At 71.2% G+C, this 15,924-nt stretch carries 17 protein-coding genes; 9 read left to right on the top strand and 8 right to left on the bottom strand.

The window, feature by feature from the left end; genetic code table 11:
- Positions 1-30: 30 nt before the first annotated feature.
- Both ACWGPE_RS09615 and ACWGPE_RS09620 read right to left on the bottom strand, forming a co-directional pair.
- A complete protein-coding gene (locus ACWGPE_RS09615) occupies positions 31-1,005 on the bottom strand; it encodes an EamA family transporter (RefSeq protein ID WP_452048588.1) in 975 nt (324 codons plus the stop codon).
- A 113-nt stretch (positions 1,006-1,118) separates the two neighbouring features.
- A complete protein-coding gene (locus ACWGPE_RS09620) occupies positions 1,119-2,207 on the bottom strand; it encodes a 2-phospho-L-lactate transferase CofD family protein (RefSeq protein ID WP_231429589.1) in 1,089 nt (362 codons plus the stop codon).
- Positions 2,208-2,260: 53 nt separating this feature from the next.
- Here ACWGPE_RS09620 and ACWGPE_RS09625 point away from each other — a divergent pair, with 53 nt between their 5' ends.
- From ACWGPE_RS09625 to ACWGPE_RS09655, 7 genes are all read left to right on the top strand, one after another.
- Positions 2,261-3,202 (top strand): helix-turn-helix transcriptional regulator, encoded by a 942-nt coding sequence (locus ACWGPE_RS09625; protein WP_376930706.1) that lies wholly within the window; start codon positions 2,261-2,263, stop codon positions 3,200-3,202.
- Positions 3,203-3,288: 86 nt separating this feature from the next.
- Complete coding sequence (locus tag ACWGPE_RS09630) at positions 3,289-3,624, top strand: DUF7882 family protein (protein WP_231429591.1); 336 nt, start codon at positions 3,289-3,291, stop codon at positions 3,622-3,624.
- A gap of 120 nt (positions 3,625-3,744) precedes the next feature.
- A complete protein-coding gene (locus ACWGPE_RS09635) occupies positions 3,745-4,593 on the top strand; it encodes a nitrilase-related carbon-nitrogen hydrolase (protein ID WP_275505171.1) in 849 nt (282 codons plus the stop codon).
- Positions 4,594-4,683: 90 nt separating this feature from the next.
- Complete coding sequence (gene hydA / locus ACWGPE_RS09640; protein WP_376930705.1) at positions 4,684-6,126, top strand: dihydropyrimidinase; 1,443 nt, start codon at positions 4,684-4,686, stop codon at positions 6,124-6,126.
- A gap of 58 nt (positions 6,127-6,184) precedes the next feature.
- Positions 6,185-7,216: a TIGR03842 family LLM class F420-dependent oxidoreductase gene (locus ACWGPE_RS09645; protein WP_231429594.1), complete on the top strand. Its 1,032-nt coding sequence runs from the start codon at positions 6,185-6,187 to the stop codon at positions 7,214-7,216.
- A 22-nt stretch (positions 7,217-7,238) separates the two neighbouring features.
- On the top strand, positions 7,239-8,564 hold the full coding sequence (locus ACWGPE_RS09650; protein WP_231429595.1) for an aspartate aminotransferase family protein: 1,326 nt from the start codon (positions 7,239-7,241) through the stop codon (positions 8,562-8,564).
- 111 nt (positions 8,565-8,675) lie between these two features.
- On the top strand, positions 8,676-10,169 hold the full coding sequence (locus ACWGPE_RS09655) for a CoA-acylating methylmalonate-semialdehyde dehydrogenase (RefSeq protein WP_231429596.1): 1,494 nt from the start codon (positions 8,676-8,678) through the stop codon (positions 10,167-10,169).
- Between the two features lie 38 nt (positions 10,170-10,207).
- On the opposite strand, the gene ACWGPE_RS09660 is transcribed toward ACWGPE_RS09655, so the two are convergent.
- From ACWGPE_RS09660 to ACWGPE_RS09680, 5 genes are all read right to left on the bottom strand, one after another.
- Entirely contained in the window at positions 10,208-10,885 is a 678-nt protein-coding gene (locus ACWGPE_RS09660; RefSeq protein WP_452048589.1) for a hypothetical protein, read from the bottom strand.
- 44 nt (positions 10,886-10,929) lie between these two features.
- Positions 10,930-11,412 carry a CinA family protein gene (locus ACWGPE_RS09665; RefSeq protein ID WP_231429598.1) on the bottom strand — a complete coding sequence of 161 codons (483 nt, stop codon included), beginning with the start codon at positions 11,410-11,412 and terminating at the stop codon, positions 10,930-10,932.
- Position 11,413: 1 nt separating this feature from the next.
- Entirely contained in the window at positions 11,414-12,193 is a 780-nt protein-coding gene (locus tag ACWGPE_RS09670; protein WP_231429599.1) for an enoyl-CoA hydratase/isomerase family protein, read from the bottom strand.
- 123 nt (positions 12,194-12,316) lie between these two features.
- Entirely contained in the window at positions 12,317-13,030 is a 714-nt protein-coding gene (locus tag ACWGPE_RS09675; protein WP_231429600.1) for a hypothetical protein, read from the bottom strand.
- Positions 13,031-13,066: 36 nt separating this feature from the next.
- The gene (locus ACWGPE_RS09680) at positions 13,067-13,930 is read right to left on the bottom strand and encodes a helix-turn-helix transcriptional regulator (RefSeq protein ID WP_275505175.1); all 864 of its coding nucleotides are present in this window, start codon (positions 13,928-13,930) and stop codon (positions 13,067-13,069) included.
- 69 nt (positions 13,931-13,999) lie between these two features.
- Here ACWGPE_RS09680 and ACWGPE_RS09685 point away from each other — a divergent pair, with 69 nt between their 5' ends.
- The gene (locus tag ACWGPE_RS09685) at positions 14,000-14,596 is read left to right on the top strand and encodes a dihydrofolate reductase family protein (RefSeq protein ID WP_452048590.1); all 597 of its coding nucleotides are present in this window, start codon (positions 14,000-14,002) and stop codon (positions 14,594-14,596) included.
- Between the two features lie 51 nt (positions 14,597-14,647).
- On the opposite strand, the gene ACWGPE_RS09690 is transcribed toward ACWGPE_RS09685, so the two are convergent.
- The gene (locus ACWGPE_RS09690; protein ID WP_376930698.1) at positions 14,648-15,571 is read right to left on the bottom strand and encodes a LysR family transcriptional regulator; all 924 of its coding nucleotides are present in this window, start codon (positions 15,569-15,571) and stop codon (positions 14,648-14,650) included.
- 138 nt (positions 15,572-15,709) lie between these two features.
- Here ACWGPE_RS09690 and ACWGPE_RS09695 point away from each other — a divergent pair, with 138 nt between their 5' ends.
- On the top strand, positions 15,710-15,832 hold the full coding sequence (locus ACWGPE_RS09695; protein WP_255679833.1) for a hypothetical protein: 123 nt from the start codon (positions 15,710-15,712) through the stop codon (positions 15,830-15,832).
- Positions 15,833-15,924 lie beyond the last annotated feature (92 nt).

The raw sequence follows: 15,924 nt of genomic DNA on the forward strand, positions 1-15,924 counted from the left end.
CGGTCCGTCGGGCAACGGGCTTGACGGGGCTCAGGCGACGCCGAGCAGCACCGAGGCCGCGAGTGCGAGCAGCGCGCCGACGAGCTGCACGCGTGAGAGGTGCTCGCGCAGCACGATCCAGGCGAGCGCCATCGTCGCGAGCGGGTAGAGGTTCGTGAGCACGGCGACGACGGCGACGTTGCCCGCGTGCAGCCCGAGCATGAGCAGCACGTTCGCGATGCCCGTGAGCAGGCCGGCCGCTGCCGCGGACAGCATCGCGGTCGAGGCCAGACCGTGCGTCCCGGCCTCTGCAGGAGATTCGTCGCCATCCTCGGTGCGGGCGGGGGAGCGGTCGGATTCTCGAGCAGGAGCTGCGGACTCGAGCGACGCGGCGGGCGGGTCGAGCAGCGCGAGCAGGCGGCGGATCGGTGCGCTCATCGGCGCGAGCAGTGCGACGGCGAGCAGCACGACCGCGCCCGTGACCGAGTCGAGCAGCACCGGGATGAGCCCCGAGTCGTCGGGCACCCGGTCGAGGGCGACCGTCGCGAAGCCGAAGCCGAGGCCGGCCGCGAGCGTGAACACGACCGTGCGGGTGCTGAGGCCGCTGACCCTCAGCCGATGCTCCATGCCGATCAGCACCGAGCCGACGACCGCGGCGACGACGGCCACCCAGACCAGCGGGCCGAGCGGATCGCCGATGATGAGTGCCGCCGCGACCGGCGCCGCCGAGCTCAGCAGGGCGATGACGGGCGTCACGAGCGAGATCGGCCCGGCGGCCAGTGCCGCGAAGAACGCGAGGAAGCCGATGAGCGCGAGCACCCCGGCGATGAGCCCGCTCGTCACCGCCGGCAGCGACCAGACCCCACCGGTCGCCGACACCACGACGACGAGCACGAGCGCGGCGACCGCGTAGTTGACCGTCGTCGACGCGAACACGGTCGCGCGCCGCGCCGCGACGCCGCCGAGGAAGTCGGCGACGCCGTAGGCGAGCGCCGCACCGAGCGCGAGCGCCACGACTGCGATCATCGCCCAATCCTCCCGCGGCCGACCGACACCCTGCCATCGCACGACTGCCTGCCGTCGAGCACATCCGGTCGGTCGACCGGGTCGACCGGGTCGACCGATCGCTCGCCCACGCGCTACTCGACGGTCGGCAGGGCGCCCGCGAGCTCGAGCGCGGCCTCGGCGAGCGCCGCCGAGGTGTCGACGTCGCGCATCCACAGCGGCACCGCGGCCGCGACCAGCCCGGCCTCGGCGAGCGGGCCCAGCGCCGAGGCATCCGTCTCGTCGACGAGCCAACCGTCGATGATGCCGCCACCGGATCGCGCGCCGTAGTGCCGGCCGACCGCCTCCGCGCTCGTCTCGACGCCGATGACCGGCAGGCACGCATCGGCCATGCCGCGCACGACGCGGCCGCCGATGATCGGCGAGACGCCGACGACCGGTGCGGATGTCGCGGCGAGTGCCTCGCGGATGCCGGGCACCGCGACGATCGTGCCGATCGACACGACGGGGTTCGACGGGGCGACGAGCACCACGTCGGCGCCCTCGATCGCCTCGACGACGCCGGGGGCCGGCCGGGCCGAGGCGAGGTTCCGCTGCGTGAAGGCGAGCGCGGGGACGGCGGCGCGGTGCCTGGTCCACCACTCCTGGAAGTGCATCGCCGCCCTCGTCGGCGCGCCGTCAGGCGGCGGTGCGTCGGCCGGCGCCCCGGCGACCGAATCGCCCAGTGCGGCGGCATCCACCGTGACCCAGGTGTCGACCTCGGTGTCGGTCGCGGGGACGAGTCGCGCCCCGAGCGGCCAGCGCCGCTGCAGGCGGTCGCCGACCTGCGACGGGGTGAGGCCCTCGCGCAGCCACGCGGTGCGGGCGAGGTGCGTGCCGAGGTCGAGGTCGCCGAGGGTGAACCACGGCCAGCCGACGCCCCACTCGCGCAGCTCCGCGGCGACGCGTTCGGTCTCGCCGGCGCGACCCCAGCCGCGCTCGGTGTCGTTGACGCCGGCGAGGGCGTAGAGCAGCGAGTCGAAGTCGGGCATGAGCCGCACGCCCGCGAGCCACACGTCGTCGCCGGTGTTCACGACGACGGTGATCTCGTCGGGGGAGGCGCCGCCGGGCCGCTCGCCGACCGCCGCACCCGCCTGCGCGTCGGCACGACGCCGCACGGCCTCTCGCAGCCCGAGCACGAAACGGGAACCGCCGACGCCGCCGGCCAGCACGGTGATCTTCACCCTGACATCGTCCCATCGGCCGCGGCCCCTCGAAAACGAGGCAGGATGGTCCGATGGGCGAGGTGATGAGGCTCCGATCCGGAGACGTCGGCGTGGTCGAGCCGATCTGGCAGCAGTTCGCCCCGAGCGCGCGCATCAAGCGGGTCGAGCCCGCACGATTCCGGTTCGAGTGGGATTCGGCCTCGCTCGACGGCTTCTCGGTCGTCGAGTACCGGCTCGACGCCGACGTGGACTCCGTGGTCGACGCCGCCGACCAGCTCTTCGTCTGCCAGTTGACGACCCCCGGCGGCGGCGTGGGCACCGCACGCACCGCGTTCGACGCGGCGATGCCGTGGGCCTGCAGCCGCAGGCCGGTGGAGGCGAGCTGGCGGGGCGAGGCGCAGGTGCGGGCGTTCATCTTCGACCTCGCCGGCGCCGAGCGCCTGGCGCGGCGCATGAGCGGCGACGACGCGCTGCGGCTGCGGGTGCTCGACCCGCAGCCGAGATCGGCGGCCGCCGGACGCGCCTGGCTCAGCGCGTTCGACCACGTTCGTCGTTCGCTCGTCGACGACGGCGGGCACGACGAGCCGCTCATCGCGGCCGAGCTCGCCGCCCACGCGCTGCGGATCACGCTCGCCGCGATCCCGACGACCTACCTCGACACGATCGAGCGGTCGCCGCAGCGCGGCCCGGCCGACGCCACCGTGCGCCGTGCGATGACCTACATCGACCAGCATGCGCGCGAGCCGATCACGGTCGACGAGGTCGCCGAAGCCGTGCACATCTCGACGCGCGGGCTGCAGTACGCGTTCCTGCGGTCGACGGGCGAGTCGCCGATGCAGTACCTGCGACGCGTGCGCCTCGCCGGCGCCCACGACGAGCTCGTCCTCGGCGTCGAGGCGGTCGCGGTCGTCGCCCGGCGCTGGGGGTTCGGGCACTCGTCGCGCTTCGCGCGCTACTACCGCGAGCAGTACGGCTGCACGCCGAGCGAGCAGCTCCGCCGCGCGCGTTCCTGACGTCGTTCGTCATCTGCAGCGAGTCGTTCGCATACCGGCTGCTTCCGCAGCGCCCCGGGGGCGACCGCGCTCCTACGCTCGATCGCATGGGCACCATCTACTACGGCAGCGGCTTGAGCACCCGCATCGAGGACCGCGCGCTCGCGCACCTCAAGGTCGCGATCATCGCGAAGCTGCGCCGCAACGAGAGCTTCACGCTGTCGTGGGCGCATCCCGAGGACCACCCCGAGGGTCGGAGCACTCTCTGGCTGCACCCCGCGATCCCGCTGCGCTTCGTCTTCGACGAGCCGGAGGCGCCCGAGCTCAACCGCGAGTGGCTCGAGCAGCTCATGCGTTCGGCGAACAGCACCGGCGGCATCCAGCTCGTGCCCGAGCACCTCGAGCCGCTGCAGCAGTCGCAGCCGCAGCGAGAGGTGGCCTGACCCGACCCTCCCTCGCGTGCTCATCCGAGCAGCCCATTGCCCCATCCGCGCCCCGGCGAGAGTATGGGTCGACAGGCACCATGAGCCACGAGAGCACCTCGAAGTGCGGCAGGAGGCAGCATGACCACCGTCCGAGCGGCCATCACCCAGACGACCTGGACCGGCGACAAGGCATCGATGCTCGACAAGCACGAGCAGTTCGCCCGAGACGCCGCAGCGCAGGGCGCGCAGGTCGTCTGCTTCCAAGAGCTGTTCTACGGCCCGTACTTCGGCATCACGCAGGATCAGAAATACTACCGCTTCGCCGAGGCGGCCGACGGGCCGATCGTGCAGCGCTTCGCCGCGGTCGCGAAGGAACTCGGCACCGTCATGGTGCTGCCGATCTACGAAGAGGCCGAGACCGGGGTCTACTACAACACCTCGGTGCTGGTCGACGCCGACGGCGAGATCCTCGGCAAGTACCGCAAGCACCACCTGCCGCACCTCGACCGGTTCTGGGAGAAGTTCTACTTCCGCCCCGGCAACCTCGGCTACCCCGTCTTCGACACCGCGGTCGGCCGGGTCGGCATGTACATCTGCTACGACCGGCACTTCCCCGAAGGGTGGCGCGAGCTCGGCCTGAACGATGCGCACATGGTGTTCAACCCGAACGCGACGAAGCCCGGCCTCTCGAACCGCCTGTGGGAGGTCGAGGGCCCGTGCGCCGCGGTCGCCAACGGCTACTTCGTGCTGCAGCCGAACCGCGTCGGCCGCGAGGACAACGAGTACGGCGAGCTCGCCGTCGACTTCTACGGCACGAGCCAGGTCATCGACCCGCGCGGCAACTTCGTCGGCGAGCGCGGCTCGAGCGAGCACGAGGAGCTGCTCGTGCGCGACCTCGACCTCGACATGGTGCGGCAGATGCGCGACGACTGGCAGTTCTACCGCGACCGCCGGCCCGACTCCTACACGAAGATCGCGAAGCCGTGAAGTCGTCGATCGAGTAGCGAAGCGGATCGAGATCACGCAGGTTCTCGATACGGCCACCGGCCTACTCGACCGGCGGAGATTGGAGCATCAATGACCACGACCCTCATCACCGGCGGCACGGTCGTCAGCGCGACCGGTCGCGCCGCGGCCGACGTGCTCATCGACGGCGAGCGCATCGTCGCCCTCCTCGAACCGGGTTCCGAACTGCTCGGCACGGATGTCGCGGCGAGCGCCGATCGCGTCATCGACGCCACCGGCAAGTACGTGATCCCCGGCGGCATCGACGCGCACACGCACATGCAGCTGCCGTTCGGCGGCACCGAGGCGAGCGACACGTTCGAGACGGGAACGCGTGCCGCCGCGCACGGCGGCACGACGTCGATCATCGACTTCGCCGTGCAGCGCTACGGCGAGCGCGTGCAAGACGGCCTCGCCGCCTGGCACGAGAAGGCCGCGGGCAACTGCGCGATCGACTACGGCTTCCACCAGATCGTCGGCGGCGTCGACGACGACGCCCTCGCCGCGATGCGCGCGCTGCCCGACGAGGGCATCTCGAGCTTCAAGCTCTTCATGGCCTATCCGGGCGTCTTCTACTCCGACGACGCCCAGGTGCTGAAGGCGATGCAGGTCTCGCGCGACACCGGCATGCTCACGATGATGCACGCCGAGAACGGGCCGGCGATCGACGTGCTCGCCGAGCAGCTCGTCGCAGCGGGCAAGACCGACCCGTACTTCCACGGCATCGCCCGAGCCTGGGAGATGGAGGAGGAGGCGACCCACCGCGCGATCATGCTCGCGAAGCTCACGGGCGCCCCGCTCTACGTGGTGCACGTGTCGGCGAAGCAGGCGGTCGAGCAGCTCGCGTGGGCGCGCGACAAGGGGCAGAACGTGTTCGGCGAGACCTGTCCCCAGTACCTCTACCTCTCGCTCGAAGACCAGCTCGCCGCATCCAGCGACCAATGGGGTGCCTTCGAAGGCGCCAAGTGGGTGTGCTCGACCCCGCTGCGCTCGCGAGAAGAGGGGCACCAGCAGGCGATGTGGCAGGCGCTGCGCACGAACGACCTGCAGATGGTCTCGACCGACCACTGCCCCTTCTGCATGAAAGACCAGAAAGAGCTCGGGCTCGGCGACTTCCGCAAGATCCCGAACGGCATCGGCGGCGTCGAGCACCGCATGGACCTCATGTACCAGGGCGTCGTGACCGGCGAGATCACCCTCGAACGCTGGGTCGAGCTCACGTCGACGACGCCGGCGCGCATGTTCGGGCTGTACGGCCGCAAGGGCGTCATCCAGCCCGGCGCCGATGCCGACGTCGTGGTCTACGACCCGAACGGGCGCACCTCGATCGGCTACGGCGAGGGACGCACGCACCACATGAACATGGACCACTCCGCGTGGGAGGGCTTCGAGATCGACGGGCACGTCGACACGGTGCTCTCGCGGGGCAAGGTCGTCGTCGACGGCGGCGAGTACCTCGGCGCCAAGGGCGACGGCCGGTTCCTGAAGCGCGGCCTGAGCCAGTACTTGAGCTGACGTCGTCGGTCGAGGAGCGCGAAGCGCGTATCGAGACCACGGCATGGAAGGAGACGAAATGGACTTCGGCGCAGTGCTGCAGACCAACCCGCCGTCGGCGCGGGCGATCCAGCTCGCCAAGCTCGCGGAGGACCACGGCTTCAGCCATGTGTGGACGTTCGACTCGCACCTGCTCTGGCAGGAGCCGTACGTGATCCACTCCCAGATCCTCGCCGAGACGCGCAAGATCACGGTCGGCCCGTTCGTGACGAACCCCGCCACCCGCGACTGGACGGTCACCGCGAGCGTGTTCGCCACGCTCAACGAGATGTACGGCAACCGCACGATCTGCGGGATCGGTCGCGGCGACTCGGCGGTGCGCGTGACGAACGGCAAGCCGACCACGATCGCCGAGCTGCGGGAGTCGATCCACGTCATCCGCGAACTCGCGAACTCGCGGCCGGTCGAGTACCACGGCTCGACCCTGCAGTTCCCGTGGAGCGAGGGGTCGAAGCTCGAGGTGTGGGTCGCCGCGTACGGTCCGCTCGCGCTCAAGGCCGCCGGCGAGGTCGGCGACGGCTTCATCCTGCAGCTGGCCGACGTCGACATCGCGGCGTGGATGATCCGGCACGTGCGCGAGGCCGCCGAGGCCGCGGGCCGCGACCCCATGTCGGTGAAGATCTGCGTGGCCGCCCCCTTCTACATCGGCGACGACCGCGCGCACATGCGCGACCAGTGCCGCTGGTTCGGCGGGATGGTCGGCAACCACATCGCCGACATCGTGGAGAAGTACGGCTCGAAGTCGGAGGCCGCGGGCGGGGCCGTCCCCGAGGCGCTGTCGTCGTACATCGCCGGTCGCAAGGGCTACGACTACAACGAGCACGGCCGCGCCGGCAACACGCACACCGACTTCGTGCCCGACGAGATCATCGACCGCTTCTGCCTGCTCGGCAACGCCGACGAGCACATCGAGAAGCTCGAGCAGCTGAAGGCGCTCGGCGTCGACCAGTTCGCCGGCTACCTGCAGCACGACAACAAGGAGGAGACGCTTCGCGTCTACGGCGAGACCGTCATCCCGGCGCTCGCCGACCACGTCACCGCGAAGCGCTGATCCGTTCGACGAAGGGCACCCCATGACCGACAGCCTCACCGACGGGCTCGACGAACTCGCGCGAGAGCTCGACCAGGCGCACGTGTTCCACTCCTGGTCGGCGCAGGCGGCGCCGCCGGGACTCGTCGTCGCGAGCGGTCGCGGCTCGCGGGTGTGGGACCACGCCGGACGCGAGTACCTCGACTTCTCGAGCCAGCTCGTGAACGTCAACATCGGGCACGAGCACCCGGCCGTCGTCGCCGCCATCCGCGAGCAGGCCGAGCTGCTCACGACGATCGCACCGTCGACCGTCAACCTCGCCCGCGGCGAGGCGGCCAAGCGTATCGTCGACCGAGCGCCCGACGGCTTCTCGAAGGTGTTCTTCACGAACGGCGGCGCCGACGCGAACGAGAACGCGGTGCGTATGGCACGCCTGCACACCGGCCGCGACAAGGTGCTCTCGACGTACCGCTCCTACCACGGCAACACCGGTGCGGCGATCGTCGCGACGGGCGACTGGCGGCGCATGCCGAACGAGTTCGCCCGCGGCCACGTGCACTTCTTCGGTCCCTACCTGTACCGCTCGGAGTTCTGGGCGTCGACGCCCGAAGAGGAGTCGGAGCGCGCCCTGCGTCACCTCTCCCGGGTGATCGAGTCGGAGGGGCCGCAGACGATCGCGGCGGTGCTCCTCGAGACGATCCCCGGCACCGCAGGCGTCCTCGTGCCGCCGCCCGGCTACCTCGCCGGGGTGCGTGCGCTGTGCGACGCGCACGGCATCCTGCTCATCCTCGACGAGGTGATGGCGGGGTTCGGTCGCACCGGCCGCTGGTTCGCGTTCGACGGCTACGACGTGCGCCCCGACCTCATCACCTTCGCGAAGGGCGTGAACTCGGGCTACGTGCCCGCCGGCGGCGTCGTGATCTCCGACCCGATCGCGGCGACCTTCGACGACCGGGTGTTCCCGGGCGGGCTCACCTACTCGGGCCATCCGCTCGCGATGGCGTCGATCGTCGCAACCCTCGACGCCATGTCGTCGGAGCGCATCGTGGAGCACGCCCGCGAGATCGGCGCCGAGGCGATCGCCCCGGCCCTCGGAGACCTCGCCGACCGGCACGACGTCATCGGCGAGGTGCGCGGCGAGGGCGTGTTCTGGGCCGTCGAGCTGGTCGCCGACCGCAAGACCCGCGAGCCGCTGCCGGCCGCGGCCATGGGCCGCATCAAGTCCGCGCTCATCGGGCGCGGGCTGCTGCCATTCATCCAGGACAACCGCATCCACGTCGTGCCGCCCTGCGTCGTCACGGCCGACGAGGTCGCCGAGGCGGCCGCGATCTACGACGACGTGCTGGCGACCGCACTGGTCGCCGACTAGCGGAGAAGGAGGTCGGTCGAGGAGGCGCGCAGCGCCGTATCGAGGCCACACCGGCATGCTGGTCTCGATGCGCTCCTTCGTCACCACTCGACCGGCGAGAGGAGAACGATCATGACCGACACCATCCAGCACTGGATCGGCGGGGCGCCTGCGGGCGGCGACGCCGCCCGCACCGGACCCGTCTACAACCCCGCGCTCGGCGTCGAGCAGAAGCGGGTGGCGTTCGCCGAGGCATCCGACGTCGATGCCGCGGTGGAAGCCGCGGCCGGCGCCTTCCCCGCCTGGCGCGACACCTCGATCGCGAAGCGCCAGCAGGTGATGTTCCGGTTCCGCGAACTGCTGAACGAGCGGTCGGGCGAGCTCGCCGAGATCCTCACGAGCGAGCACGGCAAGGTGCTCGGCGACGCGCAGGGCGAGATCTCGCGCGGCCTCGAGGTCGTCGAGCTCGCCTGCGCGATGCCGTTCGCGACGAAGGGCGAGTACTCCGAGAACGTGTCGACCGGCGTCGACGTGTACACGCTGCGCCAGCCCGTCGGCGTGGTCGGCATCATCTCGCCGTTCAACTTCCCGGCGATGGTGCCGCTGTGGTTCTTCCCGCTCGCGATCGCGACCGGCAACACGGTCGTGCTGAAGCCCTCCGAGAAGGACCCGTCGGCTGCGGTCTGGCTCGCCCGGCTCATGCAGGAGGCGGGGCTGCCCGACGGCGTGCTCAACGTCGTGCACGGCGACAAGGTCGCCGTCGACGCCTTGCTCGAGCACCCGACCGTGCGCTCGATCTCGTTCGTCGGCTCGACGCCGATCGCACGGTACATCTACGCGACGGCCACCGCGAACGGCAAGCGGGTGCAGGCCCTCGGCGGCGCGAAGAACCACATGCTCGTGCTGCCCGACGCCGACCTCGACCTCGCGGCCGACGCCGCGGTGAACGCCGGCTTCGGCTCCGCGGGCGAGCGGTGCATGGCGATCTCCGCGGTGCTCGCGGTCGAGCAGGTCGCCGACGAGTTCGTGGCGAAGGTCGCCGAGCGGATGTCGCGGCTCACGACCGGCGACGGTCGGCGCGGCTGCGACATGGGCCCGCTGATCACCCGCGAGCACCGCGACAAGGTCGCCGGCTACCTCGACGTGGCGGCGACCGACGGCGCGAGCGTCGTCGTCGACGGGCGCGACCCGCAGGTCGACGGCGACCCGAACGGCTTCTGGATGGGCCCGACCCTCGTCGACCGGGTGCCGACATCGTCGGCGGTGTACCGCGACGAGATCTTCGGCCCCGTGCTCTCGGTCGTGCGGGTCTCGGGCTACGAGGAGGGGCTCGGGATCATCAACGCGTCGCCCTACGGCAACGGCACCGCGATCTTCACGAACGACGGCGGGGCCGCCCGCCGGTTCCAGCGCGAGGTGACGGTCGGCATGGTCGGCATCAACGTGCCGATCCCCGTGCCGGTGGCGTACCACTCGTTCGGCGGCTGGAAGGACTCGTTCTTCGGCGACGCGAAGGCCTACGGCGCTCGCGGCTTCGACTTCTTCACGCAGGAGAAGGCGATCACCTCACGCTGGCTCGACCCGAGCCACGGCGGGATCAACCTGGGCTTCCCGCAGCACGAGTAGCCGCGGGCGCGCCTCAGGCGATCGGAGCGCGTGCGACGTCAGGCGCCGAAGTTGGCCGACGGCGCGATGATCGCGTCGACGCGGTTGTCGTCGACGCTGCCGTAGACCGCGGTCGCGAAGTTCAGCTCGTCGCTGCCGTTCATCGGCGGCAGGTCGACGAGGTCCATCCGGATGTAGCGCGTGGTGAGTCCTGAGGATGGGTTCGTGAAATCGGAGTACTCGCCCGAGATCGCGTCGATCGGGTCGCCCACCAGGGTGCCGTCGACCGCGCGAATCGCCAAGCCGTTCGCATCGATACCGGTGGCGCGCACCCAATGCTCGGGCGTGTACGGGGGCTCGCCGTCGGGCACGGTGTCGACGAGCCGGAGGTCGCCCCAGTCGTGATACGTCGCTGCCGGGACGTCGTTGCGACCCTCGAACGGAGTGTCGACGGGTGCGCCGAGGTACGCCGAGAGGCCAGCGACGACCGTGTCGGTCGGTTGGAAGTAGTCGAAGCTCGCGAGCTCGTCTCCCGCGGCGTCGACGACGACGATGCGCTCGGTGGTGATGGTGATGCCTTCGGCGACCGGTGTCTCCGGGGTGGGGGTGGGGTTGGGGGCCGGCGTCGAGGCCGGAGTCGGCTGCTCGGTGGGCGACGGGGTCGGCGAACTGCACGCGGTGGTGAGTGCAAGGACGGCGAGGGCGATGACCGGCACCATGATCTTCCGTCGCAACATGGCGTCGACTCTAGTGGTCCTGACGAGTTCAGCGTCCGGTCGAGTCAGGACGCCGGGGGCAGGGCGTCGCGAAGCAGGCGCAGCGCGGCGCCCACCGTCTGGTGCACGACCTCGGACGGGTCGCCTTCGAACTGGAAGTGCACGTCGTGGATCTCGCCGCGCACGGCGACCGCCGCGAAGACGCTCCCCGCCGGTTCGCCGTCGGCCGGGTCGGGGCCGCCCACTCCCGTCACCGCGATCGCGGCGTCGGCGTCGAGGAGCCGGGCGGCACCCGTCGCGAGTTCACGTGCGCACTGCGCCGATGCGACCGATTCGGCGGTGACGCCGAGCACCTCGCGCTTGACGCCCTCGGCGTAGGCGATGATCCCGCCGCGGAACCAGTCGGATGCCTCGTGCCCCGCGCCCAGCGCGTTCGAGAGCGCGCCGCTCGTGAGCGATTCGGCGGCGGCCACGGTGAGACCCGCCGCCTGTGCGCGGTCGGCGACCTCCTCGGCGATGCGCATGAACTTCTCGGCCGGATCCTTCATGTCAGCCCCTTCGTGCGGTGAACGCCGCGATGCGTGCCTGCGCCTCGGGCGTCGCGAACGCGGCGCCGATCGTGCGCGCCTCGTCGTCGAGCGCGTCGCCGAACGGGCGGACGAGCCCCGATCGCACGAGCCGTTTCGCCTGCCCGAACGCGGCGGTCGCCCCGTCGAGCCAGGACCGCGCGACGTCGAGCGCACGCGGCGCGACCTCATCGGGCGCGACGACCTCGGTGACGAGACCCCAGTCGAGCGCCTCGGCGGCGGTGATCGTGCGCGGGGTGAGGGTGAGCTCGAGCGCGCGACGCGTGCCGATCGCCTCGGGCAGCAGCGTGCTCACCCCGCAGTCGGGCGTCAGCCCGACGTCGCTGTACCGGCTCGCGAACGTCGCCTGCTCGCTCGCGACGATGAAGTCGGCGACGAGCATGAAGCCGAGCCCGCCGCCGGCGACCGGCCCCTGCACGGCCGCGACGATCGGCTTCGCGCTCTCGCGCAGCGTCAGGTGGCCGTCGTGGATGCGGTCGGCGAGGCCCGTGATCACGCTCGCGGCGTCGCCGCCCGCGGCGGCGAGCTCCGACATCGCGACGACGTCGCCGCCCGCGCAGAACGCCCGGCCCGAGGCATCCAGCAGCACCGCGCCGACGTCGTCGCGCTCCGCGATCTCGTGCGCGATCTCCTGCCAGCGCGCGATCGCGCCGGGGTCGACGGCGTTGAGCCTGGCGGGGCGGTTGAGGGTGACGCGGGCGAGCCCGTCGGTCACGTCGAGGAGGATCGCGTCATCGGCCATGACGCCGGAGCCTACTCGTCTCGTCGGCTGCGCGCGCGGGCGTTGGCGACCTCCTGACGCGAGCACCCCGACCGGGCCGCACGGGCAGTGGCGGATCGCCAACCCGGGGGCAGCCGACCGGTGTCAGACGCCGAAGTCCGGAGCCGGTGCGTTGAGGCGGGCGATCTCGCCCGTGTCACCGTCGCTCAGCACGTTGACCGAGTAATGCCGCTCGCCGCTCGCGGCCGGGTTCGGCGGGATCGACACCGTGCCGATCTGCGAGACGACGGTGTTGAGCCCGGACGACGGATCGACGTACGGGGACCCGGAGGTGACGCCGATCGTCACCGTCGACAGCAGGTCGCCGACCTGCACGCCGTCGGCCGAGCCGATGCCGGGTGCCGAGCCGATCGGCAGGCCGCCCGCGGTCGCGGCGTCGACGAAGACCCAGTGGTTCGGGATGTCGGGCACGGTGCCGGGCGTGTCGGAGTCGTAGAGCCGCAGGCCGTCCCAGACGTGCTCGACCCCCGGCGGGGACTCGAGCCCGCCGGGGTGCGGTGTGTCGACCGGCGCCCCGAGCACGGCGGTGAGGCCCGCGACGACCTCGTCGGTCGGCTGGAAGTAGTCGTAACTCTCGATGATCGCGCCGCCTGCGTCGCGAACGGTGATCGCCTCGGCTGAGATATCGATGGATGCCGCAGCGGGAGCCGTGCTCTCGGTGGGCGGTGCGCTCGCGCTCCCGGTCGACGGGCCGCTCGGCGAGTCGGGCGACGACGCCGGCGCGCACGCACTGAGCGCGACGACGGCGAGGAGTGCGGTGGCGGCGAGCACGGCTACGCGTGCGGCTGGGCGCGACATGGCTGGAGCCTAGCGGTCGGCGGGGGCGCACCGATATCAGGGCGTGCCCTGATAACCGGGCCACCCGATGGCGGCCTGCGCGGTCGTCAGGTCGCTGCCGACGAGCGCGGTCGGGGTCCACCCCGCGTACCTCCGGACTTCGCGCACCAAGTGGCTCTGGTCGGAGAATCCGAGACGGGCCGCCACGTCGGCGGCGGGCAGCGACCGGAGGGCGACCGCAGCGCGCTCGAATCGCACGAGACCCGCGGCGGCCTTCGGCCCGATGCCGACCTGCTCGGTGAAGCGCGAGGTCACGTGGCGCTGGCTCCACCCCGTCTGCTCGACCAGGTCGCCGACCCTGACCCGCCCGCCGGAACGGCCGATCTGCCGCCACATCCAGCCGACGAAGGGCTCGACCGGCCGGCCGCGTCCGAGCAGGTCGAGCAACACGCGGTCGATGAGCGCGAATCGGCGCGGCCAGGTCCGAGCGGCCCACAGCTGCTCGACCAGCCGGTCGTCGAAGACCGGGACCGCGTCGGCGAGTTCCACCACGCGGGCCGCGAGCTCGCGGCCCGGCAGGCCGAGCAGTCGGGTGACGCCGAGCGGGGTCAGGTAGACCTGCAGGCAGTGCTGCTCCGCGTCGAACTTCGTCGTCGCGTGGCCGGGCATGATGCCGGCGACGAACGACATGTGGCGACCCGTGCCCTCGCCGGCCGAGAGGTCGACCACGTCGAGGGGCCGTCCGAACGACAGCACCAGCGGAATCAGGGTTCCCGCCACCTGGCGGCGTACGACGGGACGGTCGACGCGTTCGTGATGGCCCACGATGCCGGCCACGAGTCCGGCGAACTCGGGGCGCACGCGATGTCGCACCAGGACCGGGCCCGGTGCGGTCGTCTCGATCACCACGTCGTTCTTCATCGTCGGTCGATTTTCTTCAAGCCGTCGGCGGCTGCTGCCGCGCAGCATGGGTCATGGAAGGAGAACATGATGCGCAGACTGATCGCGATCGAATTCCTCTCGGTCGATGGAGTCATGCAAGGACTCGGGTCGCCCGACGAAGACCGCGAGGGCGGCTTCGAGCACGGCGGATGGGGAGCACCCTACGCCGAAGCGATCCATGCCTCCAGCGCCTCAGGCGGGCTCGGGGGCACGACCGCCTACCTCTTCGGGCGGAAGACCTACGAGAAGATGGCGGCCTTCTGGCCGTCGGTCCCCGACGGCAACCCGATCGCCGCCCACATGAACGCCACCGAGAAGCACGTCGCGACGGGCACCATGACCGAGTTCGGCTGGCACAACACGAGGGCACTGAGCGGCGACCTCGTCGACGGCGTCGAAGCGCTGAAGCGAGCCGGCGACGGTGCCATCGCGATCCTCGGCAGCGGCGTGCTCGTGCGCGCGCTGCTCGAGGCCGGGCTGATCGACGGGCTGCGACTGTTCGTGCACCCGCTGATCCTCGGGTCGGGCAAGCGACTCTTCGGCGACCTCGAGAGCCCGCGCGCGCTCGCGCTGACCGGCTGCAACACTACCCCCATGGGAAGCCTCGTGCTCGAATACGACGTCGAGCACGACGACGAGCCCTGAACGGCGAGCGGATGCCTCGTGGCGCGTCGCGACCGCGACGGGCGCCCGCGGCTACCGGTCGTTCTCGAGGTGCTGTCGCTCGAGCCGTGCCGACTGGGAGACGAGCACGTCGAGCACGGTGCGCACCGCGAGCCGCTCGGCGACGTCGGGTCGCACGAGCGCGACGATCTGCCGGGCGCTCGCGACACCGCGAAGCGGCTTCAGCACGATCGAGTCGGGCACGGCACCCGAGGTGTACCTCGGAACGAAGGCGATGCCGAGGCCGGCCTCGATGAACGCCTCCATGATGCGCATGTCGCTGAACCGCTGGCTCACGACGGCACGACGGCCGGCCTGCTGTTCGATCGCGTGCAGGATGCGTTCGAACGGGAACCCCGGCGGCACGCCGAGCCAGTTCTCGTCGACGAGGTCGGCCGGCGTGACCTGGGCGCGGGCGGCGAGCCGGTGATCCGCGGGCAGGCCGATGTCGAGCGGCTCGGTGAGGAGCGGCACGACGGTGAGGCCGCGGCCGCCCCACGGCAGCATGCCCGGCATCGTGTGCGCGAGCACGATGTCGTGGTCGGCCGTGAGGTCGCCGAACTCGGCGAGCTCGGGATCGAGGTCGGTGGCGTGGACGACGAGCCCCGCCACCTCGGAGAGCTCGATGAGCACCGAGGGCAGCAGGGTCGCACCGATCGTCGGGAACGTCATCAGCGTGACCTCGCCCGAGGGGTCGTTGCGGAACTCGTCCCACAGGGCGGTCGCGTGCTCGATCGCGATCGCGACATCGGCCGCGCTGCGCGCGAGTGCGTGCCCGGCGCTCGTGAGCACGACGCCGCGGCCGCTGCGTGCGGTGAGCGGCATGCCGGCTTCGCGTTCGAGCACCTTGAGCTGCTGCGAGACCGCCGAGGGGGTGCGGCCGGTCGCCTCGGCCACGGCCGTGACGCTGCCGCGTTCGGCGAGTTCGCGGAGCAGGTCGAGGCGTCGCACATCCATGAAGCAATACTACAACGTTGATGTAGCATTGTGAGCTTGTGCTGAATAGTTCGAGGCGAGAGAATTGTGACGTCGAACGGATGCAACGGTGCACGGTCGCTCGACTCAACCGCATCGTTCCACCCGAAGGGATCCATCGTGATCAGCGTCATCGTTCTGCTCAGCGTCGTCTCGGTCGCCGCCATCGCCGGCTCGATCGTCGTCACCGCGCGCGACGGCTACCGCCGCCAGCCGCGAGAGACGTTCGCGCGCACCGTCTGAGTGCCGCGAATCCCCGGAGGTCCGTTCTCCAGGGCATGCAGGGCCGCCGCGCGGGGGAGGGACACCCCTGTGAAGCGAGTGCGGCCCGACAG

Source organism: Agromyces sp. NPDC055658, from assembly GCF_053618155.1.